Genomic DNA, 25,158 nt, shown 5'->3' with positions numbered 1-25,158 from the left:
CTCACCCCAGCCGCTGATCCCGCATGTCCTGCGTGTCTTCCGTCGCCGCCTTGACCGCGGCGCTCGCGGCGCTCTTCGCCGCGCCCTTGCGGCTTGCAACCTCGATCGCCTTGCGGCCGGAGATCTCGTGGCCGGCATCGGCGGGCATCTGCCAGAAGAAAAAGCTCGATGCCGCCGAGGTCAGCGCCACCACGACAAAGGCCGGCATGAACACGGTGGCGTTGAGCTCGCTGACGTGGTTCAGCCACATCGTCGTCTCCACCGAGGCGGCTCCGACCGCGACGCCAGCGGAGACTGCGAGCTGCTGGTTGACGCTGACCAGCGTGGTGGCCCGGCTCATCTGCGGGCTCTCGACCTCGGCATAGGCCACGGTGTTGATCGCGGTGAACTCCAGCGAGCGGAAGAAACCGCCGACCACCAGGATGACCATGATGATCAGAAGCGGCGTCGTCACCGTGAACAGCGCGCAGACGCCGAGGAAGAACGCGCTGACGATCGCATTCACCGTCATCAGGTTGCGGAAGCCGAAGGCGCGGATGAGCCGTGCCGCCAGCGTCTTCATGCCCATGGCACCGAGCGAGGAGGAGAAGGTGACGAGACCGGAGTGGAATGGCGTGAGCCCGAAGCCGATCTGCATCAACAATGGCAAGAGGAAGGGCAGGGCGCCGATGCCGAGTCGGAACAGGAACCCGCCGATAATCGCCGCGCGCAGCGTCGGCAGCCTGAGCAGCGAGAAATCCAGCACTGGCGAGCCCGTCCGCCGGGCATGAATGACGTAGAGCGTCATCGAGATCGCGCCGCCCGCGACCAGGGCCGCCACCGTGCTCCACGGCAACAAATTGAGGCCTGCGACCGAAAGACCGAAGGCGATGCCTGCAAGTCCGACGCCGGCGAGCACCATGCCGTAGAGATCGAACTTCTCCTGCGTCTCGCTCTTGATCGGATCGATGAACTTCAAGGCCATGAAGATGCCGAGCAGCCCGATCGGGATATTGATCAGGAAGATCCAGTGCCAAGACGCGTAGGTGGTGATGAAGCCGCCGAGCGGCGGGCCGATCACGGGACCGATCAGGGCAGGGACCGTCACCCAGGCCATCGCGTTGACGAGCGCGCTCTTGTCGACCGAGCGCAGCAGCACGAGGCGTCCCACCGGCGTCATCATCGCGCCGCCCATGCCTTGCAGGATGCGTGCGAACACGAAGCCGGTGACCGAACCTGACAGCGCGCAGCCGACCGAGCCGATCATGAACACGCCGACCGCGATCGCGAACACCAGACGCGCGCCAAACCTGTCAGCGGTCCAGCCACTCGCGGGGATGAACACGGCGAGCGACAGCAGGTACGAGGTGATCGCGAGTTTCAGCGTCAGCGGGCTGGTGCCGATATCGGCCGCGATCGCCGGCAGCGAGGTGGCGATGACGGTGGAATCCATGTTCTCCATGAAGAGAGCCGTGGCCACGATCAGCGGAATGATGCGTTGCTTGTCGATCATGTCGGGTTGGTCATGGAAATGGGGTGGGAGGGCGAGAATTTCGGCTTATCACCGCCACCCCGGCGGGACCATTGCAGATCGACGCATAGCACCTAAATCCTGCGCTCGTTCCTACGTCATTCCGGGGCTCGCGACTTCGACGCACCCCGGAATGACCGGGGGGCGCTGGGCAATCCCCGCTAAATTCACGTAAAAAGCCTGTGCATGGCTGGCCAGCGGCCCGATTTGCTTTGATTCGTCACGCGGACATGCTATCGACCCGCGTCAACCCCACCGATGGGCTCCGATTCTCAAGGCGATGCCGCAAGGTACGCCGAGGGCGGCGCTCATCCATTCTCATTTGCGGCAGGGCCGCAGGAAGGAGTTGGCATATGGCCACGGTGCAACTTCAGGGCATCCGCGAAGCATTTACGTTCGACGACGTGCTGCTCAAGCCGGGCCTGTCCGACGTCATGCCGGGCGAGGTCGACATCCGCTCCCGCGTCACCCGCGCCATCCCGCTCAACATCCCGATCATGGCCTCCGCCATGGACACGGTCACCGAGGCCCGCATGGCGATCGCCATGGCGCAGGCCGGCGGCCTCGGCGTCATCCACCGCAATTTCGATCCGGAAGGGCAGGCCGCCCAGGTGCGGCAGGTCAAGCGGTACGAGTCGGGCATGGTGGTGAACCCGCTCACCATCAGCCCCGAGGCCACGCTCGACGATGCGCTCAAGCTGATGAGCGATCACGGCATCTCCGGCATTCCCGTCGTCACCGGTGCAGGCAAGGCGACGCCCGGCAAGCTGGTCGGCATCCTCACCAACCGCGACGTGCGTTTTGCCACCGACCGCCGGCAAAAAGTCTCCGAGCTGATGACGCACGAGAACCTCGTCACGGTGCGCGAGAATGTCAGCCAGGACGAAGCCAAGCGGATGCTGCATCATCACCGCATCGAGAAGCTGCTGGTGGTCGACGATCAATATCGCTGCGTCGGCCTGATCACCGTCAAGGACATCGAGAAGGCGGTCGCCCATCCGCTCGCCTGCAAGGACGCGCAAGGGCGCCTGCGCGTCGCCGCCGCCACCACCGTCGGTGACACCGGCTTCGAGCGCACCGAGCGCCTGATCGATGCCGGCGTCGACCTCGTCGTCGTCGATACCGCGCACGGCCATTCCCGCCACGTGCTGCATGCGGTGAACCGCATCAAGCGTCTCTCAAATTCGGTGCAGGTCGTCGCCGGCAACGTCGCGACCTCGGACGGCGCGCAGGCGCTGATCGATGCGGGCGCTGATTGCATCAAGGTCGGCATCGGCCCGGGCTCGATCTGCACGACGCGCATCGTCGCCGGCGTCGGCGTGCCGCAGCTCACCGCGATCATGGACGCGGTCGAGGCGGCCAAGAAGTCCGACATTCCCGTCATTGCCGACGGCGGCATCAAGTTCTCCGGCGATCTCGCCAAGGCGCTCGCCGCCGGCGCCGACATCGCCATGGTCGGCTCGCTGCTCGCCGGCACCGACGAGACTCCCGGCGAAGTGTTCCTGTGGCAGGGCCGTTCCTACAAGGCCTATCGCGGCATGGGCTCGGTCGGCGCGATGGCGCGGGGATCTGCCGACCGCTACTTCCAGCAGGACATCAAGGACTCGCTCAAGCTCGTGCCTGAAGGCATCGAAGGCCAGGTGCCCTATAAGGGCCCGGTCGGCAACGTCATGCACCAGCTCGCCGGCGGCCTCCGTGCGGCGATGGGTTATGTCGGCGCCAAGGACATGAAGGAGCTGCACGAGAAGGCGCAGTTCGTCCGCATCACCGGCGCGGGCCTGCGCGAAAGCCACGTCCACGACGTCACCATCACGCGCGAGGCGCCGAATTATCCGGGCGGGGGTTAGGCGCTTCGCTCGCGGCTGCGCGTTTGTTTGGGCGCACTCTCCTCACCGGCGGCGTCATTCCCCGCGAAGGCGGGGAATCCAGTACGCTGCGGCTTCCCGGTTCAATCACTATCGTCTCGGAGTACTGGATGCCCCGCCCCCGTGCGCAATTGCGCACTAGGCGGGGCATGACAGCGCGTGTTGGGATTTGCTTCATTCCCGCCTACCTCCTAAATGACTGCAACAAGCAGTCAGGAGGAAGCCATGTCCCAAGCCAAACGCATCGTTCTCGCCGCGCGTCCCGTCGGTGAACCAAAGCCGTCCGATTTCCGCATCGAGGAATTCGCAGTGCCAACGCCCGGCGCTGGCGAGGTTCTGCTGCGCACGATCTGGCTGTCGCTCGATCCCTATATGCGCGGGCGCATGAGCGATGGTCCGTCCTACGCCGCGCCGGTGCCGGTCGGCGGCGTGATGGAAGGCGAGGCGGTGAGCGAAGTCGCAGCCTCCAACAATCCTGATTTTGCGGTAGGCGATATCGTGCGCGCACGCACCGGCTGGCAGACGCATGCGATCTCGAACGGCAAGGGCCTCATCAAGGTCGATCCCAGGCTCGGCCCGATCTCGACCTCGATCGGTGTGCTCGGCATGCCCGGCATGACCGCCTACACCGGCCTGCTCGACATCGGCAAGCCGCAAGCCGGCGAGACCGTCGTCGTCGCCGGAGCATCAGGCGCAGTCGGCTCCGCCGTCGGCCAGATCGCGAAGATCAAGGGCGCGCGTGCGGTCGGCATCGCCGGCGGCAAGGACAAGTGCGATTACGTGGTGAAGGAGCTCGGCTTCGATGCCTGCATCGATCACCGCGATCCCGATCTGGCGGCGAAGCTGAAGGACGCGTGCCCTGATGGCATCGACGTCTATTTCGAGAATGTCGGCGGCGCCGTGTTCGAGGCGGTGTTCCCGCTGCTCAATCCGTTCGCGCGCGTGCCGGTCTGCGGCCTGATCGCGCATTACAACGACACCGAAGCCAAGCCGCCGAAATGGGCCGCATCGCTGATGCGCGCGACGCTGACCAAGCGGCTGACCTTCCGCGGCTTCATCGTCTCCGATTTCGCCTCGCGCCATGGCGACTTCCTGCGCGACATGTCCGGGTGGGTCCGTGACGGCAAGGTGAAATACAAGGAATTCGTCACCGAGGGCCTGGAGAGCGCTCCGGGCGCCTTCATCGGGCTCCTGAAGGGTGCCAATTTCGGCAAGCAGCTGGTCCGGGTCGGGCCGGACAAGGCCTAAAGCCTGGGCTTTTGGCGTCTCCAGGAGGCTTGGAGCGTCCTGGAGTTGCGCTGCCGCCACACGCCAGACGTTGGTGGTTAACGAATAGTTACCGATCGGCCACACCTGCCCGTAAAAGACGCAAGCTGTGACCGAGGGTTCATTGACGCCGGGGTGAAGCCCATTGAATCATCGCGCATATTTAGGGTGTTGCGATGTTAGAGATCGGTATTTTCTGCGTAATCCTGCTGGCTGCCGGCTATTGGGCGGCCATGTATGTCATGGGCCGCCATGACGACGTCATCCACGGCAAGTTCGTGCACAGCGAGGACGAGGGCGACTTCGCCGCTCCCGTCATGCCGACACCTCCTCCGTGTTTTCCCAGTCGTCCAGTCAAGCCAGTCCAGCCAACCAAGATCGTGCAGGCCAATGATCCGACGGCCAAGCCAGTGAGCAGCGATGCGCTGCAGTCGTTGCTGGCTGCGATCCAGCAGGATCTCAAGAGCGTCGCCTGAGCTGCCCGCTCAGACGCTGCCGCGTTCAATCAGGAACAGATCGACGGCCAGCTGCTGCGCGCCGCGCGGCGTGCCCGATAGCCGTGCCAGCAGCAGTTCGCCCGCGATACGACCCACTGCCCCGGCATCGAACGAGATGGTGGTGAGTCCCGGCGTAATCTGATCGGCAACGTCGTTGTCGCCGAAGCCGAGCACGGCGAGATCGCGCGGCACCGAGAGCCCGCGGGCGCGGGCCTCGATCAGCGCGCCGGTTGCGAGCAGATCGTTGGCGCAGAACACGGCATCGACGCGGTCGCCGCGCTCGAGCAGGGCGGTGAACGCGGCGCGGCCGTCGACGAGCCCGGTGATTTCACCGACGCTGATCTCGTGCACAACAGTGAGCCCCAGCTGCGCCGCCGCTGCGCGAAATCCGTCGCGGCGCAGCGCGCCACGGCCGCTGCTGCGGCCGATGAAGGCGACGCGGCGGTGCCCGGCGGTCGCCAGCCTGCTCGCCGCCATCGCGCCGGCATCGGCATTGGGCAGGCCGACCAGCATGTCGATGGGATCGCGCGGATAGGCCCAGGTCTCGATCACGGGAATTCCGAGTTCGGCAAGTGCGGCACGATTCTCCTCGAGCTCGATCACGCCCGTGAACATCACCGCCGCGGGCCTGATGCCGCGCAGCGACTGGATCATCGCAACCTCCTTGGCATAGGAGTAGGAGGTCTGGCCGACCAGCACTTCAAAACCCTCGGGCTCGAGCGTTGCGGCGAAGCTGCGCACGGCAAGGCCGAACTGCTGGCTGAGGATGTTGGAGACAAAGGCGACGACCACGTTCGAGCGGCCCGAGCGCAGCGCGCGCGCATGTGGGTTGGAGGCATAGCCGGTCGCTTCGATCACTTCGAGGATGCGCTCGCGCGTTTCGCGATTGACCTTTTCGGGGTGGCGCAGCACGCGCGACACCGTGATCGGCGACACGCCTGCGCGCTCCGCGACCTCCTCGATGCGCGGCGGCCGCCCGGTCGCATTGCTGCGGCCGGGCGGCGCCGGAATGCGCACCACATCGTCATAGCTCGGCTTGGCCGGATCGGTCATCGGTTCCAAAGGTTAGTCGAAGTCGGTGGTCTCTCCAAAGCTCAGCGCGTTACCTCGTCGCGAGAGAGCCCGCGGCCGACCTGGACCAGGCAGTCGCCGCTCTGGCTGTCGGTGTGCAGGCGTTGCGAGATCACGATGCCGTCGGCGGGGAAGCGCAGCACCTCTTCCGCCAGCTCCGGCCGCTCGAAATCATGGTACCAGCCGGCGATGTCGCCGGCCTTGACCCGCGCGCCGACGGTGACGGCCGGCTCGAACCAGCCGCGGCGTGTCGCGAACACCGCCTGCGCGTGGCTTTGCAGCGCCAGCAATTCGCTGGCGCGCTCGACCGGCGCGTGCGGTCCGAGCACAGGTGCCTGAACCAGGCCGAGCGCGAGCAGGAGGCGGTCGACGGCGCGCGCGGTCAGCGCCATCGTCTGCGGCGTGACGGTGCCGCCGCCGCCGAATTCACCCGAGAGGCCGATCGCGCCGGCACGCGCGGCAGCGGCCATCGAGGTCGGTGCAGCGGCGCCGTTCTCGGCGACGAAGGCGAAGGGCATGCCAAGCCCTTCCATCAGGCGCAGCGCATGGCCGAACATCTCGGGCGGTCCCTGCCGCTCGATCAGTGCGCAGGGCACATGCGCCATCGACGTGCCGCCGGAATGGATGTCGAAGACGACATCATGGCGCGGAAACAGCTCGTGCTCGAGGAAATGCGCAAGGCGGAACGTCGGCGTGCCCCCGGCATCGCCGGGGAAGGCGCGGTTGAGATTGCCCTCGTCGAGCGGCGAGCGGCGCCGTGCCGCCATCACCGCCGGCAGATTGGCGAACGGAAGAATGGTGATCTCGCCCTTGACGGCCGTAACATCGAGCCGGCGATACAGCCGCGTCAGCGTGATCTCGCCCTCATATTCGTCACCATGATTGCCGGCCATCAGCAGCAGCTTTGGGCCGGCACCGTTCTTGATCCGGAAGATCGGAATCTTGAGCTGGAAGTAGGGCGAGCGATCGATCGAAAAGGGAATGCCGAGATGGCCCGACCATTTCTGGTCCTTCTCGAAATCGATCTCGTGGAAAAGTCCGGTATGCATGGTTTGCCTCGCGGCCGCACCGTCGCCGGTGGCGGCCAAAGGTTGAACAAAAGAACGGCGCTCAGAGCAACGCGACCGCGGTCATCTCGACGCGCAGATCGGGATCGGCCAGGCGGGCTTCGACGCAGGCACGCGCCGGCGGATTGGCCGGGTCGATCCAGGCGTCGTAGACCGAGTTCATGGTCTCGAAGTCGGTGATGTGAGGCAGGAACACGTTGACCGCGATCAGCCTGGAGCGGTTGGAGCCGGCTTCCTTCAGCAACGCGTCGATCTTGGCGAGCACCTGCTGCGTCTGCGACACGATGCCCGCCTTGCGGTCATCGGCGACTTGACCTGCGATGTGCACCATGCCGCCCGCCGCGACGGCCTGACTCATGCGCGAGCCGACGACATAACGTTTGATCATCTCGAATTCTCCTACGGGCGGCTCCCGCAGAATCGCGGGAGCCGGTCTGAACTTACAGCGTCGGCAGCGTCTGCTCTTCCTTGAACCATTTCAGTTGCAGCGCGCCGAGCTTGCCATTGAGCTTGTTGGTGAAGATATCGGTGTTGATCCAGTTGAGCAGATTTTGCTCGCCCTGGCGCACGCCGACATGGGCGGGCGACTGGCGGATCAGGAATTTGAGCTCGATCTCCTTGGTCGGGTTCTGCTCCTGCGCCTTGATCGCGATGGCGCTGTTCTCGGCGAAGGTGTCGGCCTGTCCCGCCAGGAACGCGGCGAGTGCGGCCGGCGTATCCTCGAAGCGCACCAGCTTCACCTTCGGCGCATTGTCGGTCAGCCAGACGTCGAGCGTCGTGCCCTTGGCGACCGCGACGGTGCGCCCCTCCAGATTGTCGGGTTTCTTTCCGGTGGCAGCGGGAATCGATTTCGCACCGTAGACGCCGAGATTCACCACCGCATAGGGCTGCGAGAACATCACCTGCTGGGCGCGCTCCGGCGTGGCGCCGAGGCCCGCGATGAGGATGTCGATCTTGTCGGACAAGAGGCTCGGAATGCGCGCCGGGCCCGTCACCGGCACGAGCTCCAGCTTCGCGCCCATGTCGGCCGCAATCAGCTTGGCGAGATCGGCATCGAGACCTGCGATCTCGCCCTTGTCGTCCTTGAAGCCCCAGGGAGCGGCATCGGTGAGGATGCCGACGCGCAGCTTGCCCGCGCCGAGCACGTCCTGGAGCTTGTCGGCCTTGGCAAGGCTTGTCGCAGCGAGGACGGCAAGTGCCGCTGCTACGACCGTGAAGAGGGACTTCCGCTTTCTCATGGCTTTCTCCTGGTGGCGGCACGATGGCCGGATTGGTGGGACGACGTTCATTTCGCCGAAGCGATGAAGCTTGCGAGCTCGGGTGTTTCAGGGTTTGCGAATAGTTTGGCCGGCGAGCCCTGCTCCCAGACGCGGCCCTGATGCATGAAGACGATGCGGTTGGCGACGTTGCGGGCAAAGCCCATCTCATGGGTGACGAGGATCATGGTCATGCCTTGCTTGGCCATCGCCTCCATCACCTTCAGCACTTCGCCGACGAGCTCGGGATCGAGCGCGGAGGTCACCTCGTCGAACAGCATGAGGTGAGGGGCCATGGCCAGGCACCGCGCAATCGCAACGCGCTGCTGCTGGCCGCCAGAGAGCTGCTCCGGCCAGGCGTCGATCTTGTCGGCGAGGCCGACGCGGATCAGCACGTCCTCGGCGAGTGCGCGGGCCTTCGATTTGTCGATACGGCCGGTGAGCAGCGGGGCGAGCGTAATGTTGCGCTCGACCTTCAGATGCGGAAACAAATTGAAGGCCTGGAATACGATGCCGACGCGCTGACGGAATTTCTTCAGGTCCGGCATCTTGGCGTGGACCTTTTGGCCCTCGACGCGGATCTCGCCAGAATCGACGCTCTCCAGCGCGTTGATGCAGCGGAGCAGTGTCGACTTGCCCGAGCCCGAGCGGCCGATAATGGTGACGATCTCGCCTTCCTCGACGTCGAGCGAGACGCCCTTGAGCACCTCGGTCTTGCCGAATGTCTTGTGCACGTCGCGAATTTCAACGAGAGCCATCGAGGCGGGCCTCCAGGGAGCGGGACCAGAGCGTGAGCGGCAGGCACAGCGCGAAATAGATCGCAGCGACCAGCGCATAGGTGAGCAGCGGTTGGAACGTCGCCGCGCTCACCACTTGCCCGGCGCGGGCGAGCTCGACGAAGCCGAGGATCGAGGCGAGCGAGGTGCCTTTGATCAGCTGCACCAGGAAGCCGACGGTCGGCGGCAGCGACAGGCGCAGCGCCTGCGGCGCGACGATGTGGCGGAACTGCTGCCAGGCGGAGAGGCCGAGGCAGGCACCGGCCTCCCACTGCGCCTGCTTCACGGCCTCGAGCCCGCCGCGCCAGATCTCGCCGAGGAAGGCGGCGGTGTAGAGCGTGTAGGCGACGGTGACCGCGATGATCGCGGGCACCTGGATGCCGAGGAAGACGGGCATGCCGAAATAGAAGAAGAACAACAGCCCGAGCAGCGGCACGCTCTGGATGGTCTGGATCAGCGCCGCCATCGCCCAGCGCAGGCCCTTGAAGCGGCTGATGCGACCCATTGCGAGGCCGAGCGCCAGCGGCGCGCCGAAGGTGAGCGCGAGCACGACCAGCGCGACGGTCCAGCGCAGGGCCGAAAACAGCGAGACGAAGTCGATGAGGGTGAAGGAGCGCATCGCCTGTCCCTCAGCGCCGTCGCGGCCAGCGGGAGGCGGCCGCCGCGATGATCGCGAACAGCGCCTTGAACGCCATCGCCATCGCGAAATAGACCACGCAGATCACCGCGTAGACCTCGAAGCTGCGATAGGTGCGGCTCTCGATGAAGCCGGCGACATGAAACAGCTCGTCGGCCGCGACCTGTGAGGCGAGCGAGGTGCCGAGCAGCAGCAGCACGAACTGGCTGGTCACGGCCGGATAGGCATTGCGCAGCGCCGGCGGCAGCACGATGTGACGGAACACCTGCCAGCCTGACAACCCCAAGCATTGCCCGGCCTCAACCTGGCTGGGCGGAATGGAATCGAGCCCCGCGCGGATGATCTCGACCGAATAGGCGCCGAAATACAGCGACAGCGCGACCGCAGCGGATTCGAACGCCGGCAGCTTCAGGCCGAAACTCGGCAGCACGAAAAAGATGATGAAGATCTGGATCAGCGAGGGCGTGTTGCGGAACAATTCGATGTAGCCGCGCACCATCAAACGCAGCGGCGCGCTGCGTCCCTTCAGCACGACCGCGCCGGCAACGCCGATCAGGAGTCCGCACAACGCCGAGATCACCGTCAGCTCGAGCGTGACCATGGCCCCGTCGATGAGCTGGTTCTGATAGCGCCAGAGCGGCAGGAAATTCATCGTAGCGCTCTCAGCCGAACTGGGTGGGAAGGGCGCGCCTCACGACGCCGTCGGCATCGAGGCCGAAGATCACGCGCCAGCGGTCGAGACAGGTGCAGGGATGCGAGATACCGAAAGCGATGATATCGCCCACTGCGAGCGGGCTATCGGGCGCAACGTTCAGGAAGGCGTGCTGGTCGTTGAGACGCGTGACCGACAGGCGCCCGGCGAGCCCATCCTGTTCGACACCGTCGCGAAAGACGCGCAGGGGAACCGGCAATCCCTGGTCGAAGGAGGCATCGCGCATGCCGAAGCCTGCGATCGCCAGTCCGGCTTCAGGGTGCGACAGCACTTCGGCCCACAGCGTCAGCGCCGGGCGAAAGCTTTGCGCCGCCGAGTGATGCGTACCGTCGATGAGGAGACCACCGCGCCGGTCGAGCGCGGTGAAGGCGCGGGCATAGATGCCGTGATCGGCAAAGAACAGTGCGCCGGAGCGCAGCACGATGGTGGCGTTGCCATCGGCCTGCGCGCCAGGTGCGAGCGCGCGGGCCACGACATCGAAATAGGCGGAGCCTCCGGCACTGAGGATCAGCGGCAGGCGAGGCGCAGCGGCGCGCACCATGGTGAAGGCCTCGACGGTGCGCTCCATCAGCGCTGCAATCGCGCGCAGGGTCTCGTCGGCGTCGGCCGTTGCGACCGCACCTTCGTAAGCGGCAACGCCGCCAAGTGTGAGGCGATCGGCGGCCAGCACCGCGGCCATCGTCGCCTCGACGGCGGCGCGATCGCGCGCGCCGGCGCGGCCTGCGCCGAGCTCGATCAGCACGGACAGCTCGCGCCTATCGGCAACACGCGCCGCCTCGGCCAGCGTTGCGACCGCCTCAGGTGAATCCGCAAAGGCATGAAGCTCGACATCGGGATAGGCGCTCAGCAGCGCGCCGAGCCGCCGGCCAGCCGCGAGCCCGCCGATCTCGTTGGCGAGCAAGAGGCGCCGCTCGCCATGGCTGAGCAGCACAGCGGCCTGCTGGGTGTTCGCAACAGTCGTGCCCCAGGCGCCGGCCTCGCGCAGCGAGCGCGCAAGCTCTGGGGACATCGGCGTCTTGGCGTGCGGGGCAACGACAACGCCGCTGCTCCTGCACCAACGCAGGAAGAGGTCGCGATTGGCGGCGAAGGCGGTCTCATCGAGGGTGAGGGCGGGAAGGGCAAGATCTCCGCGTGAAGGTCGCCAGCCCCGGGTGCCGATGTCGTCGGTGGCAATGCCATCAACAAGCGGAATGCCCCGCGTCGTCGCGGACAGGCGCTCGTTATCCCACCGGGCCAAGAACTGCATCGGTCGCTCCCTCGCGCGGCTCAAGGCCGCGCAGAGGACGATATGAGGGAATGACAACGTTGTCATCTGCCAAAAATGAGCATCCCGAGGTCAAATTTGGTGCGATAGGGTATTGAGGTAAGGAAAGGTGCCCGCCGGCTAAGCTAGTCCTCGCCGCCCATCTGGGCGAGGACCTCGTCAATATCGATATCGACCTGGTCCGGCGCGCGGATGTGGCGGGCTTCAAAACTGTCTGACGCGAAGCGGTACTCGACGAGGCCGGTCTCCTTGATCGCGATCCGGTCCTGGCGTGAATCGTTGATCTTGAAGCCGACCGACGGCGCCCAGACATGCCTGATATGGCGGAACGTAAAGTCGCGGCGCTGGTGCACATGACCGCTGGCGATCAAGCGGAGATCGACGGGCCCGAACATGTCGATCAGCTGCGCGCGCGCCGGCTGCGGCACGTAGCGGATCGAGGTGTCCGGAAGCTCAGGATCTTCGGGCAGGCTGAGAAACAGCGGCTTGTGGATGAACAGCGCGGCCGGCCTGCCGTTGACACCAGCGATCTCCGAAGCGAGCCAGTCGAACTGCTCGGCCTCGAACGCGAGCCCTGAATTCATCACCAGCGAGTTGAGGCCAATGAAGCGCCAGCCGGCGGCTTCGAACGACCAATGGTCCTCGCCGATGATGTCGCGGAATTGCTGGCGCTGCGCCTCGCTGACCGGCGGCTTCGGCGCCGGCCCAAGCGCGGTCGGGTTGTCGCCGATATCGTGATTGCCGGGGATGTAGCGACAGTCGACGGGCAGGGCGGCGTGCAGGCTCTTCGCGAATTCGACATCGTCGCGGCTGCTCGGCCCGTCGAACGATACATCGCCGGTGTTGATGACGAGATCGGGCCGGCTTGCATCGATGTGCTCGCTGACCGCCTGGAAATTCGCGATCAGGCCGGGAAAGCGGCGGCCGAGATGCGTGTCGGAAATCTGCGTGATGCGAAATTCGGACATGCGCGAACTATCGCGCGGCCAAACGTCGGAACGATGACATCAGCGCAAAATCCGTGATGAAACAAAGTTTAAAGCACGCGATAACGGATCGAGTAGGCATCCTGCTGCGCGATGCCGCTTGCGAGCGGCAAGGCGATGCGGTCGGCGAGATGCCAGGGCCCGAACTGCTCGGTGCGATGCGGCTCGGCGGGCAGGCGCAGGCGGAACTCGAACGTGCCCTTGCCCGGCAGGTTCACCACCAGCATGCGGTCGGCGGTGCGATGGGTGAGGACGACCGCGCCGCGCAGCACCGCGCGTCCATCGGTGAGGTCGTCGACGCTGTCGACCAGCGCGAGGGTCTGGTTGCGGTCGGTGTGCAGCTCGATCTGGGTGTCGCCGGATACGGCCGTCAGGATTTCGCGCGGCATCCGGATCTCGAACTCCACCGCCGGCTTGGACGGGTTGAGGCCGAGAAAAGCCAGCGCGGCGTGACGCATGTCGAAGGCAACGAACGCGAGCAGGGCTGCTGCCGCGAGCATCGCCAGTCCGTGCCTGGCGACGTCGCGCCAGGTGCGGTAGGCGAGGCGGAAATAGACCGTCATCGCCAGCGCGACGGCGAGCGCCGCCGCGACGCCTGAGAGCGCCGACATCCAGATGCCGAGCTGGGCGTCGGCGGAGTCGGTCCAAAGGCTGGACAGGATGTTCATGGCGGCTCGCCTCGAGGGCCCGCAATGGGGCAAAATCGCTTTAACAATCGGTGGTTGGTCGCGGAATCGGGAACGCCGGTTCAACTCCCTGATTGTCAGCGCGAGAAGTCGCGGCTAATGACGGTCCGCGGCATGCCGCGATCGACGGGAAAGTTCCGATGTCAGTTCAAATGGTCCTGCTGCCTGTTTTCGTGCAGATCGGGCTCACCTTCGCGCTGCTGATCGGCATGGTGTTCGGGCGCCGGAAGGCGCTGGTCTCGGGCGAGACCAAGATCCGCGACATCGCGCTGGGCGAGCCGAACTGGCCGAAGGGCGCCACACAAATCGCCAATTGCTACCGCAACCAGTTCGAGCTGCCGGTGCTGTTCTACGCCCTGATCGCACTGGCGCTGCCGCTGCGCCATGCCGATCTCTTCATCGTGCTGATGTCCTGGGTGTTCGTGGTGAGCCGCTTTGCCCATGCCGGCGTGTTCGTCACCTCGAACGATCTCGGCCGCCGCTCCACGGTCTGGCTCGCCGGCGTGCTCGTGCTGCTGGCGATGTGGATCTACTTCGCACTGAAAATCCTGTTGTTGATCTGACCCTTGCTGGTCCGATCTCACCTGAAAGATGCAAATGACTCCCGCTGCCCGGCTGTCCGCAGCCATCGAAGTGATCGACATCATCGAGAAGGACCGCGTGCCCGCGGCCAAGGCTTTGAAAGAGTGGGGCACCGCGCACCGCTTTGCCGGCTCCGGCGACCGCGCCGCCATTGCCGGCCTGGTCTGGGACGTGCTGCGCCGCTACGCGTCGAGTGCGTTCCTGATGGATTCCGACACCGCCCGTGCCCGCCTGATCGGCATGCTTCGCCTGGAGCGCAACATGGACACCGCCACCATGGCCGCGATGTTCGACGGCAGCCGGTTTGCGCCGGCGCCGCTGACGGACGCCGAGCAGGCGGCGCTCAGCCATCGCTCCCTCAAGGATGCGCCCGCCGCGATCGCTGGCGACTATCCCGAATGGCTCGATTCCCATCTGGCAAAAGTGTTCGGCGAGGACCGCGCGGCGGAGGCGGTGGCGATGGCGAGCCGGGCGCCGCTGGACCTGCGCGTCAACACGCTAAAATCCAATCGCGACAAGGTGCTGAAGGCGCTTGCTCATCTTCATGCGAAACCGACGCCCTGGTCGCCAAACGGCCTTCGCATCGAGCTTTCGGCCGATGCGCGCAACCCCGGCATCCAGGCGGAAGAGGACTTCATCAAGGGCGGCATTGAAGTGCAGGATGAAGGATCGCAGCTTGCGGCCCTGTTCACCGCGGCAAAGCCGGGCGAGCAGGTGATTGATCTCTGCGCCGGCGCCGGCGGCAAGACGCTGGCGCTCGCCGCGCTGATGCAGGGCAAGGGCCGGCTCATCGCCACCGACCGCGACAAGCGTCAGCTCGTGCCGATCCACGAGCGCCTGTCGCGCGCCGGCGTTCACAATGCCGACGTCCGCACGCCCAAGGGCGAGGCCGATCCGCTTCAAGACATCAGCGCCACCGCCGACCTCGTCGTCATCGATGCGCCCTGCACGGGAACCGGAACCTGGCGCCGCAACCCCGATGCCAAATGGCGCATGCGGCCGGGTGCGCTCGAGATCCGCCTGAAAGATCAGGCCGAGGTGCTCGCGCGGGCAGTTCCGCTGGTGAAGCAGGGTGGCCGCATCGCCTACATCACCTGCTCGGTGCTGACGGAAGAGAACGGCGAGCAGGTGAGGGCCTTCATCGCCGGGCATCCGGAGTTTGCAGTCGTGCCGCCGGAGCAGACCGCAAGCGTGCTCTGGGACAAGGCCGAGGCGTTTGCGGCAGCCGCGCTGCAATCGCCTGAGGGCTGGCTGATGACGCCAAGGCGCACCGGCACGGATGGGTTCTTCGTGTCCGTTCTGAAAAAGGTCGGCTGATCCGTTCCGCCGTCATTCCGGGGGGCGCCATCCGGCGCGAGCCTGGAATCCATCGCGCGGCATACTTTGCGGATCAATGGATTCCGGGCTCCCGCGTCGCGAGCCCCGAAATGACAGCGCAAACAAAAACCCCGCGAACCGGATCCCGGTCGCGGGGTTTCTTGTCTCAACACTCTGCCGGTACGTCCGTGGTCAGAGCGTCAGCGCGGCGACTAGCCGGCGCGGAGGTTGTCGGCCGAGGACTTCCCGCTGCGGCGGTCCGCGACGATGTCGAACGAAACCTTCTGGCCCTCGTTGAGGGTCGACAGGCCAGCGCGCTCGACGGCGCTGATGTGAACGAAGACGTCCTTTGCGCCGTCATCCGGCTGGATGAAGCCAAAGCCCTTTTGGTTGTTGAACCACTTCACGGTGCCCATTGCCATAGTCATTTCCTTTTCAATTGACGATGCACTCAGGGGGATTGAAGCGCGAATCTTCGCGCCCTTCGTCCCGATTGGTCGATTTTGGAGAAATACCTGAAACGTGCTCGCCCATTGGAAATGAGGCGTCGCGGCCCAGTCGTTCGGCCAAGGATCGATGGTTCACAATCTAGCGAAATAATGGGGCCAGAGCAAGGCAGTGCCCGTGGACAGCGAGCCGCCACCACTTTGCTATTTTGCGCTGCACACTAAATCCATAGTTCCATCAATCCACGATGAAGAGCGTCGCGCCCACTGATGTCGACGAGCGATGCGCGGCATCGCCGAAATCCGAGACCTGGTAGCTCATCCCAGGCGTCAGCTTGAACTTGCGCCCGTCGCGCAGCTCGCTGTCGAGCTCGCCTGCGAGCACGTAGAGCACGTGCCCACGATCGCACCAATGATCGGCGAGATAGCCCGGCGAATACTCCACCATCCGCACGCGGAGATCGCCAATGTTCAGCGTGCGCCACAGCGCGTGCCCGGTCTCGCCGGGGTGCGTGGTGGCTTCGACCTTGCTCCAGTCGGTTACGGTGAAGGGCGAGGTGGGCAGTTTCATGGGGAGGATCCTGTTTTGATGCCGGCGGTGTCTGTGTTCGCCCCGTAGGGTGGGCAGAGCGAAGCGTGCCCACGTTCTCTCTGCGATCTTGAAAGAGATCGTGGGCACGGCGCAAGCGCGCCTTTGCCCACCCTACGAGGGCTGCGCTCGCAATGAACGGGAGCAGCACTCAATGCGGCAGATGGTTCGCCGATCCCTGCACGATCAGCCCCGCATCGTTCACCCGCAAATACTCGCAGATCTTCTTGCCCCGCTCGTTCTGGTAAAACACCACCACGCTGTCCGGGCTGACGAACAATTCGATGAGCGAGAAGTGCAGCTCCGGCAGCAGCCCCAGCGCCTTGCTCCAATAGGCGCGCAACGCGTCCTTGCCGCGCACGGTGCCGCTGGCATCGAACCCCATCGCGGGGATGCGGTCCGAGGTCATCACGGTGGCATCGTCATAGAGCGCGAGCACGCGCTCGAGATCGCGCGCGTTCCAGGCCTCGACCCAGGTGCGGCCGAGCGCGGCGAGCGCTGATGGCGGATGAAATTTCGACATGGCGTTCTCCCTGATTGGCCCTGCTTCGTGGCGGGGCAAATTAGGTCAATAATACTTACCTATATCCATTTGTCCATGCCCAAAGAAGCATGTGGGCGCGCGCAGACGCGCGGTTGCGGGCCGGGGGCTCATCGCGTATTGGCTTGCCATGACAGCAGCACAGAACGACCGCTCCGCGTCGACGCCTTCGGTGGCCTCGGCGCACGACAAGATTCTCATCGTCGACTTCGGCAGCCAGGTGACGCAGCTGATCGCACGTCGCGTGCGCGAGGACGGCGTCTATTGCGAGATCGTCCCGTTCAACAAGGCGGACACCGCCTTCAAGGAGATGAAGCCGAAAGCGGTGATCCTCTCCGGCGGGCCGGAGTCGGTGCATGAGGCCGGCTCGCCCCGCGCCCCGCAAGCGATCTTCGCCTCCGGCGTGCCCGTGATGGGCATCTGCTATGGCCAGATGACCATGGCGGCCCAGCTCGGCGGCGAGGTCGAGGGCGGCCATCACCGCGAATTCGGCCGCGCCGATGTCGAGGTCAAGGCCGACAGCAAGCTGTTCGAGGACGTCTGGACTTCAGGCAGCAAGAACCAGGTCTGGATGAGCCATGGCGACCGCATCACCAAGATGCCGCCGGGCTTCTCCGTTGCCGGCACCTCGCCGAACGCGCCCTTCGCGATCATCCAGGACGAGACGCGCAAATATTACGGCCTGATGTTCCACCCCGAAGTGGTGCACACGCCCGACGGCGCCAAGCTGATCCGCAATTTCGTGCGCAAGATAGCCGGCCTCACCGGCGACTGGACCATGCGCGCCTTCCGCGAGGAGGAGATCGCAAAAATCCGCCAGCAGGTCGGCAAGGGCAAGGTGATCTGCGGCCTCTCCGGCGGCGTCGATTCCGCCGTTGCGGCCGTGCTGATCCACGAAGCCATTGGCGACCAGCTCACCTGCGTGTTCGTCGATCACGGCCTGCTGCGTCTTGACGAGGCCAAGACGGTGGTCGACCTGTTCCGCCACCACTACAATATCCCGCTCGTGCACGTGGACGCGTCCAAGCAATTTTTGGGCGAGCTCGAAGGCGTCACCGATCCCGAAACCAAGCGCAAGACCATCGGCCGCCTCTTCATCGAGGTGTTCGAGCAGGAGGCCAAGAAAATCGGCGGCGCCGACTTCCTCGCGCAAGGCACGCTCTATCCTGACGTGATCGAGAGCGTCTCCTTCACCGGTGGCCCCTCGGTCACCATCAAGTCGCACCACAATGTCGGCGGTCTGCCCGAGCGCATGAACATGAAGCTCGTCGAGCCGCTGCGCGAGCTGTTCAAGGACGAGGTCCGCAAGTTAGGGCGCGAGCTCGGCCTGCCCGAAATCTTCGTCGGCCGCCACCCGTTCCCGGGCCCGGGCCTCGCCATCCGCTGCCCCGGCGAGATCACGAAGGACAAGCTCGACATCCTGCGCAAGGCCGACGCGGTCTACATCGACCAGATCCGCAAGCACGGCCTCTACGACGAGATCTGGCAGGCCTTCGCCGTGCTGCTCCCCGTCAAGACCGTCGGCGTCATGGGCGACGGCCGCACCTATGATTATGTCGTGGGCCTGCGCGCCGTCACCTCCACCGACGGCATGACCGCGGACTTCTACCCCTTCGACATGAAGTTTCTGGGCGAGACCGCCACGCGCATCATCAACGAGGTGAAGGGCGTGAACCGGGTGGTGTACGACGTGACCAGCAAGCCGCCGGGGACGATTGAGTGGGAGTAGGTTCAGTGCTTATTGAATCCCTAGCGCTTCGTAGAGACGGCGCCGCGTAGATCATGGGATTTGGGGTATTCATCCATCGATCGGACTCGATCTATGATGACAGCCCTGCTGAACGATATCAGTTTCCCGGCCAGTATCTCCGCCGCGTTGAGGCCTGCGTTGGCGATTGGATAATCTACTACGAGCCGAGCAAGGTGGCCGAGACACGCGGCTACTTTGCGATTGCCCGGGTTCAGCGAGTTGTTCCTGATCCCGGTGCTTCGGGAATGTATCTCGCGCTGATCGAGCCCGGGACTTATCTCGATTTTGCCAATCCTGTCTCTTTCAACGGGCCAGCTGGTCCTGTGGAAAGCGGTGTCCTGAACGAGCAGGGGCGAATTTCTGGCCGCGCTCAGTCGGCAGTCCGCCCAATCTCTCCCGAAGATTTCAACAGAATATTCGAACTTGGTTTTGCGGAAGAGGCGCCGCTGCTACCCCGTCTTGATACTGATGTTCGGTTGGCTCAACTCGATGAAAGAGAGCAGGCTCCCTTCATATTCGAGCAGCAAAGGGATCGCGTCAGCCTTACCGTATCCAGAGTTCTGCGCGATCGCGTATTTCGCCGGGTTGTGCTGCGTGCCTATGATGAGCGCTGCGCAATTACCGGATTGAAGCTTATCAACGGAATGGGGCGCGCAGAAGTTGCGGCGGCGCATATTCGGCCTGTGGAGGCAAACGGGCCGGACATCGTTAGCAACGGGATCGCTCTCTCAGGTACGGCTCATTGGATGTTCGACCGTGGTTTGATCAGCCTGGCAGATGATCTCGAAATACTGATATCGCGTCAGACAAACGATCTGGAGGAAGTCCGATCGGTCATCAACAAGAGCGGTCGTGCTCTTGAGCCGAGAAGGCCGTCGGATCGACCTCATCCGCACTTCTTGAAATGGCACCGCGAGAACTGCTTCAAGCAATGAGTCGGATTGATGGGTATCGCTTTGCTCCAGTAGCGGAGGGGTTGCATGGGTGAGGGCGAAAAGAAGGAATTCGTCGAACGGGTACGGCTGCACTTTCAGGAGATCACGCCTCAACCGAATAAAGAGATGGAGATGATCGCAGAATGCCATGGGAAGGGAGACGAGCTTCCTGCTGATTGAGTACGACGCGTCAGAGTTTAGCGATGAGTTTTTTGTAGCAATGGGGGCGATGGATGCCGATGGCGAACCTGTGGACCGGGAGGGCACTGGTTTCTCAAGGGCCGGACGGTCGTCGTTCCCTCCGAAATTTACGATGATGAGAAATACGAGGAGATTGAACCGGGGGAAGTGGCTTCAGAGCTTCTGGAGCAATGGTTCGCCCAAGCGTGGCGTGCCCATGGGCCTAAGGCGCTTCCGGCGTATACCGGCCACCACGACAGCTATTTCAAGATCGAGCTGGCCACCGGCGAGGAGACGAATTGGGACGTGATCGTTGCGCGAGCAAAGGCTGGGCTCGCCTCATAGTCTCGCCTTTCGTGACAGGGTACCGCAAAACGCGCTAGCCCGCGTGTTCCCACGCGCGAGCGATAATTCTGGATAGGACGCTACTAATATGCCCTACGAGTGCTAGCTTGAATTGTCCGCAAATTTTGGTATATGACTACTGTGGTCATAAAGGTACTCCATGCGCGAAATCCAGCTTCGTGATGCCAAGGCCAACCTCTCCGCTGTCGTCGACGAGGCAATCGACGGCAAGCCGGCCGTGATTACGCGCCACGGCAAGAAGCAGGCCGTGGTCTTGAGCTACGAGGAATGGCGCCGGCTGTCGCAGGTCCCGAGCTTCGGACGTCTGTTGATGGCAGCCCCGGTGAGGGCAGGAGATCTGCCGGCGCGCAATCGTTCCAAGATGCGCAAGAACGATTTTTGAGACGTGTATCTCGTCGATACCAACGTCATATCCGCGGTCTCGCCGAACCGGCTAGCGCCTGCGGCGCTGATCGAATGGATGGACGCGCAATCCGCCTCGTTGTTCTTGTCTGCCGTGACGATTGCGGAAGTCGAGGACGGAATTGCCAAGCTGCGGCGCGAGAAGGCCACGCGCAGAAGCAAGGACTTGGCGCAATGGCTTGATGCCGTGTTGCATCTCTATGGCGACCGAATTCTGCCGTTCGACACGGCGGCCGCGCGGCTTGCGGGAGAGTTATCTGACCGGGCTCGCGGGCAGGGGCATGCGCCCGGATTTGCCGATATCATCTTTGCCGCCACGGCGCGCCAGCACGCGCTGACGATCCTGTCGCGCAATGTCAGGCACTTCGAGCCGCTGGGCGTTCCTGTGCTCGATCCATTCAGCAAAATTCCATTACCCTGATCTGTGCGCAAGTGGCCGGCACTTGCGTCGGATGTGCGCCGCGCGGGCCTCTACGAACCAATCTCCTGCGCGATCTCCCACATATGGCCGGATGGGTCGGCAAAGGCGGCGGTGCGACGACCCCACGGGCGATCGATGGGGCCGTTGACCAGTTCCACGCCGCTTTGCCGGAGTCTCGCGCAGGCCGCATCGACATCGGCGACGCGAATGGTCATGAGCATGCGAGGCCCAGCGCTTGAAGGGGCCGGCACCACCGGCTGCACCAGCTGCGGCGCCTCCGTCGCCTGCAGCAGATTGACCATGACGCCGCCGAGCCGGATCACGCTGCAGACGGCATTGGAATAGATCGGCCTCGCGTCGAACACGGCCTCGTAGAATGCCCTCGTGCGGGCGAGGTCGGCGACGAACAGGGTCACGCACTCCAGATTGTCCAAGCTGTTCATGAGAGGGGCCTCGATCGACCAGGCGGTCTTTTGACAAAGGATAGCCTATTGGAAGAAAAGATGCAGGTTGCCCTGCTGCCAGACGCTCGCTGTCATCGCCCGATTTAGTCGGGCGATCCAGTATTCCAGAGACGATCGTGGTTGAATCGAGACGCCGCGGCGTACTGGGTCGCCCGGTCGAGCCGGGCGACGACAGTGTGCTCAAAACCGCAAGATCGGTCGAGCGCCTCGCGGCCACTCCGGCCTAACTCATGCCGCCACGAAAGGAACGACGATGACGGCGGCGCTGCGAAACTATCAGGACCGGATGCGGCGGGTGCTGGACTATATCGACCGGCATCTCGACGCCGATCTGGATCTGGAAACCCTGAGCGGCGTTGCCGCGTTCTCGCGGTTTCATTTCCATCGGCAGTTCACGGCGATCTTCGGATTGTCCGTGCATCGCTATGTCCAGCTGGCCCGCATGAAGCGCGCGTCCTACCTGCTGGCCTACAGTGACGCTGACAGCGTCACCGACATTGCGATGGATGCCGGTTACGATGCACCTGACGCCTTCGCCCGCGCCTTTCGGCAACGGTTCGGGCAATCGCCGTCGTCGTTCCGCAACGCGCCCGAATGGGAGCCGTGGCTTGTGGCCTTCGGGCCTCTCGACGAAGCGAGGAGCAAGCTCATGAAGACAAGCTATACCACCGACGACGTGATGATCCGCGATGTGCCCCCCACGCGGGTGGCGATCATGGAGCATCGGGGCGACCCGGCAAGGCTCGGCGACACTGTCAGGCGGTTCATCGCCTGGCGCAAGGCCGCCGGGCTGAATCCCCGGACAAGTCCGACCTTCACTGTCTGGCGCTCCGAACGGCGTCCGTCCTCGCCGGCCGCTTACTGCACGGACCTTTGCGTCGGCACCGACCAGCCGATCGAGGCTGATGGCGAAGAGATCAAGGTAGGCGAGATTCCCGGCGGGCGCTGCGCGGTGCTCCGCGTCGTCGGCTACACCGACAATCTGGAGCCCGCGGCGCTCTATCTCTATCGCGACTGGCTTCCGTCGAGCGGCGAGGAAGCGCGCGATTTCCCGATCTATTGCCAGCGGCTGAGCTTCTTTCCTGAAGTGCCGGAGCATGAGACTGAAGCCGACGTGTTTCTGCCGCTGAAATAGCGCGCTTCCCCGCGTCAGCGCGGTTTCGTCCCGCGCGTGCGCCCGTCATCGGCGTGGCCGCGCGTTTTTCCGGCCGCGACCTGGCGGCCTTTCACGTGATCGATGAAGGCGCGCAGCTTCGGCATCATCTGATGGCGGCTGGGATAGTAGAGAAACACGCCCGGCGTCGTTGGCGCGAACGATTTCAGGACCTGCACCAGCTTTCCCGTCTTCACTAGGTTGGCGGCGATCGGCGCGGGGACTTGCGCAAGGCCCATGCCTTCCACGGCTGCGCCAAGCATGGTGGGAAAATCGTGCGCGATCAGCGGTCCCGAGACGATCGCCTCAATGGTCTTGTTGCCATCGACAAAGGACCAGGGCGCGATCGATCCGTTGCTGCGGCGAATGCGCAAGCAGGCGTGCTGGCGCAAATCGTCGATCCGTTCGGGCCGCTTGTGTCGGCGCAGGTAGTCCGGACTGCCGACGACCACGAACGGGAAGGGAGGCGTCAGCCGGACCGCGACCATGTCGGAGGCGACGAACTGGCCCATCCGGACCCCGGCATCAAACCCTCGTGCCGCGAGGTCGACCAATTCCTCGGCTGCGGAGATCTCCACCTCGACCTCGGGATAAGCCTGGCAGAAGGAGGCGATCAGCGGCTCCAGCAGGATCGGCACCACCGCGCGCGGCACTGTGAGACGCAACAATCCTGACGGCCGCTGTCCAAGATCGCGCGCAACGTTGCTCGCAGCAAGGAGCTCCTCGAAAGCGGGCTTGGCGCGCGACAGGAACTGCGCGCCGGCCTCGGTCAGGCCGACGCTGCGTGTCGTGCGTATGAACAGGGCTGCGCCGACACGCGCCTCCAGCGTACGGACCGCCTGGCTGATGGCGGAGGGCGTCACGCCGAGCTCTGCGGCCGCCCGGCGGAAATTGCGGTGCTGGGCGACGCTCAGGAATGCTTCCACGCCGTCGAGCGCGCCTTGCCTGACTGTGAAGTTCTGCTTCATAGCCCGTCAACATTATCCCGAATAGTCGCTGGCGACAATCGATCGTATCTCTGGCGCGCAGATCAGGAGCATCGCCGATGGCGGACATGCGACATCAGCGTCATCTCGGAGAAGCAGAGATGACCGCAGTGCTCCGGGAGACGAGACCGATGACGTTGATGCGCAAACTTGTCGTCATGCTCACTCTAACCCTGATGGGAGCGACTTCCATGACCGAACCATCCGTTGCCCAGGCGCAATCCGCCCCGCAAGCCTTCGCGCCCACGATCACCGGCGTGATGGTCATCCTGACCGCGAAAGCGGGCGTCGCGCGCGAGCAGGTCATGGCGGTCATGCCGGCTGAAATCCAGGAGACCGTGCAGCTCTATCTCGGTGGGAAAATTCGCCAGTGGTATTCGCGCGGCGATGGACGCGGAGTTGTTTTCGTCCTCGATGTCAGGGATGTCGCCGCGGCGAAGGCGATCATGGAAGACCTCCCATTGGCCAAGCAGGATCTGATGGACCACGAATACATCGCCATCGGTCCGCTGATGCCGCTTCGGCTGCTGATGGCCAATCCCGAGCGTCGGCAATAGGGAGAGACTGGGAGGGAGGACGGCCGATGACATCAGAAGCTGCTTCCGCTGCGATCGTCCCGCCGCTTCGCGCCTGGGACAGCCTCCTCTGGACCGTCCCGCTCACGGCACTGTGGATCTGGTTGCTCTGCGCGCAACCCGTGCTTCTGCAGAGCGGCGTTCCAGCCCTTGCGGCCCGGCTGGCGACCTATGGACTCATCGTGCTCGGCGCGTGGCTCGGCCTCGAACGCACCGACCTCGCGCCCGGCCAGCGGCGCACGACCTGGCTCGCGATCATGGTGCCCTTCACGCTATGGGCTGCCGCCGCCTGGTCTGCGGCGATCAACGGGGTCTTTCGCACGGGCTACTCTCAATTGCCGTTGCTGCCGGCGGCGATCTTCCTGCCGGTCGTGACAGGCGCTCCGCTGTTGCTGTTGTCGAAGCGGGTGGGGCAGTTGCTCGATGCCATGCCGACGAATTGGCTGGTCGCCCTGCAGCTTTATCGAATCGTCGGCAGCCAATGGCTCGCGTACTGGCTGCTTGGGCTGCTCCCCGGCCTGTGGGCACTGCCGGCAGGAACCGGCGATGTGCTGACCGGCCTGTTCGCCGTGACGGCGGCGACGGCCTTGGCAGCAAGGACGGCCGAGGGGCGCAAAGCGGCGATCCTCTGGAACATCTTCGGCATCGCGGATTTCGTCGTCGCGATCACCTTGGGGATGCTCATCACGCCCGGCCCGTTCCAGTTGATCATTCCCCAAGGTCCGAACGTTGGACTGGACAATTATCCAAATGTGCTGACCCCGGCTTTCGTGGTGCCGAGCTCGATCCTGCTGCACGCCCTGTCGTTGCGCCAGCTGCGTCGCCGCAGCCGGGCCCGCGATGTCGCAATCTGATCGG

The 25,158-nt window shown here is 64.4% G+C and carries 30 protein-coding genes; 14 read left to right on the top strand and 16 right to left on the bottom strand.

All coding sequences use genetic code 11. The features are described from left to right. Nucleotide 1: 1 nt before the first annotated feature. Nucleotides 2–1,492, bottom strand: coding sequence for an MFS transporter (locus tag XH80_RS38435; protein ID WP_057758124.1), 1,491 nt, complete (start codon nucleotides 1,490–1,492; stop codon nucleotides 2–4). A gap of 371 nt (nucleotides 1,493–1,863) precedes the next feature. Between XH80_RS38435 and guaB the strand changes: the two genes are divergently transcribed. From guaB to XH80_RS38420, 3 genes are all read left to right on the top strand, one after another. After that, on the top strand, nucleotides 1,864–3,357 hold the full coding sequence (gene guaB, locus XH80_RS38430) for an IMP dehydrogenase (protein ID WP_271603105.1): 1,494 nt from the start codon (nucleotides 1,864–1,866) through the stop codon (nucleotides 3,355–3,357). Between the two features lie 243 nt (nucleotides 3,358–3,600). After that, the gene (locus tag XH80_RS38425) at nucleotides 3,601–4,623 is read left to right on the top strand and encodes an NADP-dependent oxidoreductase (RefSeq protein ID WP_271603104.1); all 1,023 of its coding nucleotides are present in this window, start codon (nucleotides 3,601–3,603) and stop codon (nucleotides 4,621–4,623) included. Between the two features lie 194 nt (nucleotides 4,624–4,817). Continuing rightward, nucleotides 4,818–5,117 carry a hypothetical protein gene (locus XH80_RS38420; protein WP_271603103.1) on the top strand — a complete coding sequence of 100 codons (300 nt, stop codon included), beginning with the start codon at nucleotides 4,818–4,820 and terminating at the stop codon, nucleotides 5,115–5,117. Between the two features lie 9 nt (nucleotides 5,118–5,126). On the opposite strand, the gene XH80_RS38415 is transcribed toward XH80_RS38420, so the two are convergent. From XH80_RS38415 to XH80_RS38370, 10 genes are all read right to left on the bottom strand, one after another. Next, entirely contained in the window at nucleotides 5,127–6,191 is a 1,065-nt protein-coding gene (locus XH80_RS38415; RefSeq protein WP_271603102.1) for a LacI family DNA-binding transcriptional regulator, read from the bottom strand. A gap of 41 nt (nucleotides 6,192–6,232) precedes the next feature. Continuing rightward, the gene (locus XH80_RS38410) at nucleotides 6,233–7,258 is read right to left on the bottom strand and encodes a succinylglutamate desuccinylase/aspartoacylase family protein (protein WP_271603101.1); all 1,026 of its coding nucleotides are present in this window, start codon (nucleotides 7,256–7,258) and stop codon (nucleotides 6,233–6,235) included. A gap of 61 nt (nucleotides 7,259–7,319) precedes the next feature. Next, entirely contained in the window at nucleotides 7,320–7,664 is a 345-nt protein-coding gene (locus XH80_RS38405) for a RidA family protein (protein ID WP_057758116.1), read from the bottom strand. A gap of 52 nt (nucleotides 7,665–7,716) precedes the next feature. Beyond that, complete coding sequence (locus tag XH80_RS38400) at nucleotides 7,717–8,514, bottom strand: transporter substrate-binding domain-containing protein (RefSeq protein WP_271603100.1); 798 nt, start codon at nucleotides 8,512–8,514, stop codon at nucleotides 7,717–7,719. A gap of 47 nt (nucleotides 8,515–8,561) precedes the next feature. Then, the gene (locus XH80_RS38395) at nucleotides 8,562–9,290 is read right to left on the bottom strand and encodes an amino acid ABC transporter ATP-binding protein (protein WP_271603099.1); all 729 of its coding nucleotides are present in this window, start codon (nucleotides 9,288–9,290) and stop codon (nucleotides 8,562–8,564) included. Beyond that, nucleotides 9,277–9,927, bottom strand: coding sequence for an amino acid ABC transporter permease (locus XH80_RS38390; RefSeq protein WP_271603098.1), 651 nt, complete (start codon nucleotides 9,925–9,927; stop codon nucleotides 9,277–9,279). The genes XH80_RS38395 and XH80_RS38390 overlap by 14 nt, the downstream gene beginning before the upstream one ends. Before the next feature lie 10 nt (nucleotides 9,928–9,937). Next, complete coding sequence (locus tag XH80_RS38385; RefSeq protein WP_271603097.1) at nucleotides 9,938–10,597, bottom strand: amino acid ABC transporter permease; 660 nt, start codon at nucleotides 10,595–10,597, stop codon at nucleotides 9,938–9,940. A gap of 10 nt (nucleotides 10,598–10,607) precedes the next feature. Continuing rightward, nucleotides 10,608–11,903, bottom strand: a complete 1,296-nt coding sequence (locus tag XH80_RS38380) for an amino acid deaminase (protein ID WP_271603096.1) — start codon at nucleotides 11,901–11,903, stop codon at nucleotides 10,608–10,610. A 143-nt stretch (nucleotides 11,904–12,046) separates the two neighbouring features. Beyond that, a complete protein-coding gene (locus XH80_RS38375; protein ID WP_271603095.1) occupies nucleotides 12,047–12,889 on the bottom strand; it encodes a metallophosphoesterase family protein in 843 nt (280 codons plus the stop codon). Between the two features lie 68 nt (nucleotides 12,890–12,957). After that, the gene (locus tag XH80_RS38370) at nucleotides 12,958–13,575 is read right to left on the bottom strand and encodes an acriflavin resistance protein (RefSeq protein WP_271603094.1); all 618 of its coding nucleotides are present in this window, start codon (nucleotides 13,573–13,575) and stop codon (nucleotides 12,958–12,960) included. Between the two features lie 158 nt (nucleotides 13,576–13,733). Between XH80_RS38370 and XH80_RS38365 the strand changes: the two genes are divergently transcribed. Together XH80_RS38365 and XH80_RS38360 are read left to right on the top strand one after the other, a co-directional pair. Further along, nucleotides 13,734–14,156: an MAPEG family protein gene (locus XH80_RS38365; RefSeq protein ID WP_057758099.1), complete on the top strand. Its 423-nt coding sequence runs from the start codon at nucleotides 13,734–13,736 to the stop codon at nucleotides 14,154–14,156. A gap of 34 nt (nucleotides 14,157–14,190) precedes the next feature. Beyond that, nucleotides 14,191–15,492, top strand: coding sequence for an RsmB/NOP family class I SAM-dependent RNA methyltransferase (locus tag XH80_RS38360; protein WP_271603093.1), 1,302 nt, complete (start codon nucleotides 14,191–14,193; stop codon nucleotides 15,490–15,492). Between the two features lie 212 nt (nucleotides 15,493–15,704). Here XH80_RS38360 and XH80_RS38355 read toward each other — a convergent pair whose 3' ends face one another. From XH80_RS38355 to XH80_RS38345, 3 genes are all read right to left on the bottom strand, one after another. Further along, nucleotides 15,705–15,914 (bottom strand): cold-shock protein, encoded by a 210-nt coding sequence (locus XH80_RS38355; RefSeq protein WP_027532363.1) that lies wholly within the window; start codon nucleotides 15,912–15,914, stop codon nucleotides 15,705–15,707. Between the two features lie 262 nt (nucleotides 15,915–16,176). Further along, entirely contained in the window at nucleotides 16,177–16,509 is a 333-nt protein-coding gene (locus tag XH80_RS38350; protein ID WP_271603092.1) for a DHCW motif cupin fold protein, read from the bottom strand. Nucleotides 16,510–16,678: 169 nt separating this feature from the next. Next, nucleotides 16,679–17,050 (bottom strand): nuclear transport factor 2 family protein, encoded by a 372-nt coding sequence (locus tag XH80_RS38345; protein ID WP_271603091.1) that lies wholly within the window; start codon nucleotides 17,048–17,050, stop codon nucleotides 16,679–16,681. Between the two features lie 148 nt (nucleotides 17,051–17,198). On the opposite strand from XH80_RS38345, the gene guaA reads away from it, so the two are divergent. The 6 genes from guaA to XH80_RS38315 all read left to right on the top strand — a co-directional run bounded on the left by guaA (nucleotide 17,199) and on the right by XH80_RS38315 (nucleotide 21,122). Continuing rightward, entirely contained in the window at nucleotides 17,199–18,797 is a 1,599-nt protein-coding gene (gene guaA, locus XH80_RS38340; RefSeq protein ID WP_271603090.1) for a glutamine-hydrolyzing GMP synthase, read from the top strand. A gap of 53 nt (nucleotides 18,798–18,850) precedes the next feature. Next, the gene (locus XH80_RS38335) at nucleotides 18,851–19,753 is read left to right on the top strand and encodes an HNH endonuclease (protein ID WP_271603089.1); all 903 of its coding nucleotides are present in this window, start codon (nucleotides 18,851–18,853) and stop codon (nucleotides 19,751–19,753) included. 45 nt (nucleotides 19,754–19,798) lie between these two features. Further along, nucleotides 19,799–19,933, top strand: coding sequence for a hypothetical protein (locus tag XH80_RS38330; RefSeq protein WP_271603088.1), 135 nt, complete (start codon nucleotides 19,799–19,801; stop codon nucleotides 19,931–19,933). A gap of 168 nt (nucleotides 19,934–20,101) precedes the next feature. Continuing rightward, on the top strand, nucleotides 20,102–20,278 hold the full coding sequence (locus XH80_RS38325; protein ID WP_271603087.1) for a hypothetical protein: 177 nt from the start codon (nucleotides 20,102–20,104) through the stop codon (nucleotides 20,276–20,278). A gap of 160 nt (nucleotides 20,279–20,438) precedes the next feature. Beyond that, a complete protein-coding gene (locus XH80_RS38320; RefSeq protein ID WP_271603086.1) occupies nucleotides 20,439–20,681 on the top strand; it encodes a type II toxin-antitoxin system Phd/YefM family antitoxin in 243 nt (80 codons plus the stop codon). Nucleotides 20,682–20,684: 3 nt separating this feature from the next. Continuing rightward, a complete protein-coding gene (locus tag XH80_RS38315; RefSeq protein WP_271603085.1) occupies nucleotides 20,685–21,122 on the top strand; it encodes a type II toxin-antitoxin system VapC family toxin in 438 nt (145 codons plus the stop codon). 50 nt (nucleotides 21,123–21,172) lie between these two features. Here XH80_RS38315 and XH80_RS38310 read toward each other — a convergent pair whose 3' ends face one another. Then, entirely contained in the window at nucleotides 21,173–21,565 is a 393-nt protein-coding gene (locus XH80_RS38310) for a VOC family protein (RefSeq protein ID WP_271603084.1), read from the bottom strand. A gap of 274 nt (nucleotides 21,566–21,839) precedes the next feature. Between XH80_RS38310 and XH80_RS38305 the strand changes: the two genes are divergently transcribed. Beyond that, on the top strand, nucleotides 21,840–22,721 hold the full coding sequence (locus XH80_RS38305) for an AraC family transcriptional regulator (protein ID WP_271603083.1): 882 nt from the start codon (nucleotides 21,840–21,842) through the stop codon (nucleotides 22,719–22,721). 14 nt (nucleotides 22,722–22,735) lie between these two features. Here the strand turns inward: XH80_RS38305 and XH80_RS38300 are convergent, their stop codons facing one another. Continuing rightward, a complete protein-coding gene (locus XH80_RS38300; protein WP_271603082.1) occupies nucleotides 22,736–23,707 on the bottom strand; it encodes a LysR family transcriptional regulator in 972 nt (323 codons plus the stop codon). Between the two features lie 209 nt (nucleotides 23,708–23,916). Here XH80_RS38300 and XH80_RS38295 point away from each other — a divergent pair, with 209 nt between their 5' ends. Together XH80_RS38295 and XH80_RS38290 are read left to right on the top strand one after the other, a co-directional pair. Beyond that, nucleotides 23,917–24,282, top strand: a complete 366-nt coding sequence (locus XH80_RS38295; RefSeq protein ID WP_271603081.1) for a hypothetical protein — start codon at nucleotides 23,917–23,919, stop codon at nucleotides 24,280–24,282. Nucleotides 24,283–24,308: 26 nt separating this feature from the next. Further along, nucleotides 24,309–25,154 carry an MFS transporter gene (locus XH80_RS38290; protein ID WP_271603080.1) on the top strand — a complete coding sequence of 282 codons (846 nt, stop codon included), beginning with the start codon at nucleotides 24,309–24,311 and terminating at the stop codon, nucleotides 25,152–25,154. Nucleotides 25,155–25,158 lie beyond the last annotated feature (4 nt).

The sequence above is a fragment of the Bradyrhizobium sp. CCBAU 45384 genome (assembly GCF_028128665.1).
Classification (GTDB): Bacteria; Pseudomonadota; Alphaproteobacteria; order Rhizobiales; family Xanthobacteraceae; genus Bradyrhizobium; species Bradyrhizobium manausense.
This window is presented reverse-complemented; position numbering and strand designations above follow the sequence as displayed.

Excerpts from the sequence above, each read along its gene's own strand:
- XH80_RS38435 (WP_057758124.1), bottom strand. The coding sequence starts at position 1,492 with ATGATCGACAAGCAACGCATCATTCCGCTGATCGTGGCCACGGCTCTC.
- guaB (WP_271603105.1), top strand. The coding sequence starts at position 1,864 with ATGGCCACGGTGCAACTTCAGGGCATCCGCGAAGCATTTACGTTCGAC.
- XH80_RS38425 (WP_271603104.1), top strand. The coding sequence starts at position 3,601 with ATGTCCCAAGCCAAACGCATCGTTCTCGCCGCGCGTCCCGTCGGTGAA.
- XH80_RS38420 (WP_271603103.1), top strand. The coding sequence starts at position 4,818 with ATGTTAGAGATCGGTATTTTCTGCGTAATCCTGCTGGCTGCCGGCTAT.
- XH80_RS38415 (WP_271603102.1), bottom strand. The coding sequence starts at position 6,191 with ATGACCGATCCGGCCAAGCCGAGCTATGACGATGTGGTGCGCATTCCG.
- XH80_RS38410 (WP_271603101.1), bottom strand. The coding sequence starts at position 7,258 with ATGCATACCGGACTTTTCCACGAGATCGATTTCGAGAAGGACCAGAAA.
- XH80_RS38405 (WP_057758116.1), bottom strand. The coding sequence starts at position 7,664 with ATGATCAAACGTTATGTCGTCGGCTCGCGCATGAGTCAGGCCGTCGCG.
- XH80_RS38400 (WP_271603100.1), bottom strand. The coding sequence starts at position 8,514 with ATGAGAAAGCGGAAGTCCCTCTTCACGGTCGTAGCAGCGGCACTTGCC.
- XH80_RS38395 (WP_271603099.1), bottom strand. The coding sequence starts at position 9,290 with ATGGCTCTCGTTGAAATTCGCGACGTGCACAAGACATTCGGCAAGACC.
- XH80_RS38390 (WP_271603098.1), bottom strand. The coding sequence starts at position 9,927 with ATGCGCTCCTTCACCCTCATCGACTTCGTCTCGCTGTTTTCGGCCCTG.
- XH80_RS38385 (WP_271603097.1), bottom strand. The coding sequence starts at position 10,597 with ATGAATTTCCTGCCGCTCTGGCGCTATCAGAACCAGCTCATCGACGGG.
- XH80_RS38380 (WP_271603096.1), bottom strand. The coding sequence starts at position 11,903 with ATGCAGTTCTTGGCCCGGTGGGATAACGAGCGCCTGTCCGCGACGACG.
- XH80_RS38375 (WP_271603095.1), bottom strand. The coding sequence starts at position 12,889 with ATGTCCGAATTTCGCATCACGCAGATTTCCGACACGCATCTCGGCCGC.
- XH80_RS38370 (WP_271603094.1), bottom strand. The coding sequence starts at position 13,575 with ATGAACATCCTGTCCAGCCTTTGGACCGACTCCGCCGACGCCCAGCTC.
- XH80_RS38365 (WP_057758099.1), top strand. The coding sequence starts at position 13,734 with ATGTCAGTTCAAATGGTCCTGCTGCCTGTTTTCGTGCAGATCGGGCTC.
- XH80_RS38360 (WP_271603093.1), top strand. The coding sequence starts at position 14,191 with ATGACTCCCGCTGCCCGGCTGTCCGCAGCCATCGAAGTGATCGACATC.
- XH80_RS38355 (WP_027532363.1), bottom strand. The coding sequence starts at position 15,914 with ATGGCAATGGGCACCGTGAAGTGGTTCAACAACCAAAAGGGCTTTGGC.
- XH80_RS38350 (WP_271603092.1), bottom strand. The coding sequence starts at position 16,509 with ATGAAACTGCCCACCTCGCCCTTCACCGTAACCGACTGGAGCAAGGTC.
- XH80_RS38345 (WP_271603091.1), bottom strand. The coding sequence starts at position 17,050 with ATGTCGAAATTTCATCCGCCATCAGCGCTCGCCGCGCTCGGCCGCACC.
- guaA (WP_271603090.1), top strand. The coding sequence starts at position 17,199 with ATGACAGCAGCACAGAACGACCGCTCCGCGTCGACGCCTTCGGTGGCC.
- XH80_RS38335 (WP_271603089.1), top strand. The coding sequence starts at position 18,851 with ATGGGATTTGGGGTATTCATCCATCGATCGGACTCGATCTATGATGAC.
- XH80_RS38330 (WP_271603088.1), top strand. The coding sequence starts at position 19,799 with ATGGGTGAGGGCGAAAAGAAGGAATTCGTCGAACGGGTACGGCTGCAC.
- XH80_RS38320 (WP_271603086.1), top strand. The coding sequence starts at position 20,439 with ATGCGCGAAATCCAGCTTCGTGATGCCAAGGCCAACCTCTCCGCTGTC.
- XH80_RS38310 (WP_271603084.1), bottom strand. The coding sequence starts at position 21,565 with ATGAACAGCTTGGACAATCTGGAGTGCGTGACCCTGTTCGTCGCCGAC.
- XH80_RS38305 (WP_271603083.1), top strand. The coding sequence starts at position 21,840 with ATGACGGCGGCGCTGCGAAACTATCAGGACCGGATGCGGCGGGTGCTG.
- XH80_RS38300 (WP_271603082.1), bottom strand. The coding sequence starts at position 23,707 with ATGAAGCAGAACTTCACAGTCAGGCAAGGCGCGCTCGACGGCGTGGAA.
- XH80_RS38295 (WP_271603081.1), top strand. The coding sequence starts at position 23,917 with ATGACCGAACCATCCGTTGCCCAGGCGCAATCCGCCCCGCAAGCCTTC.
- XH80_RS38290 (WP_271603080.1), top strand. The coding sequence starts at position 24,309 with ATGACATCAGAAGCTGCTTCCGCTGCGATCGTCCCGCCGCTTCGCGCC.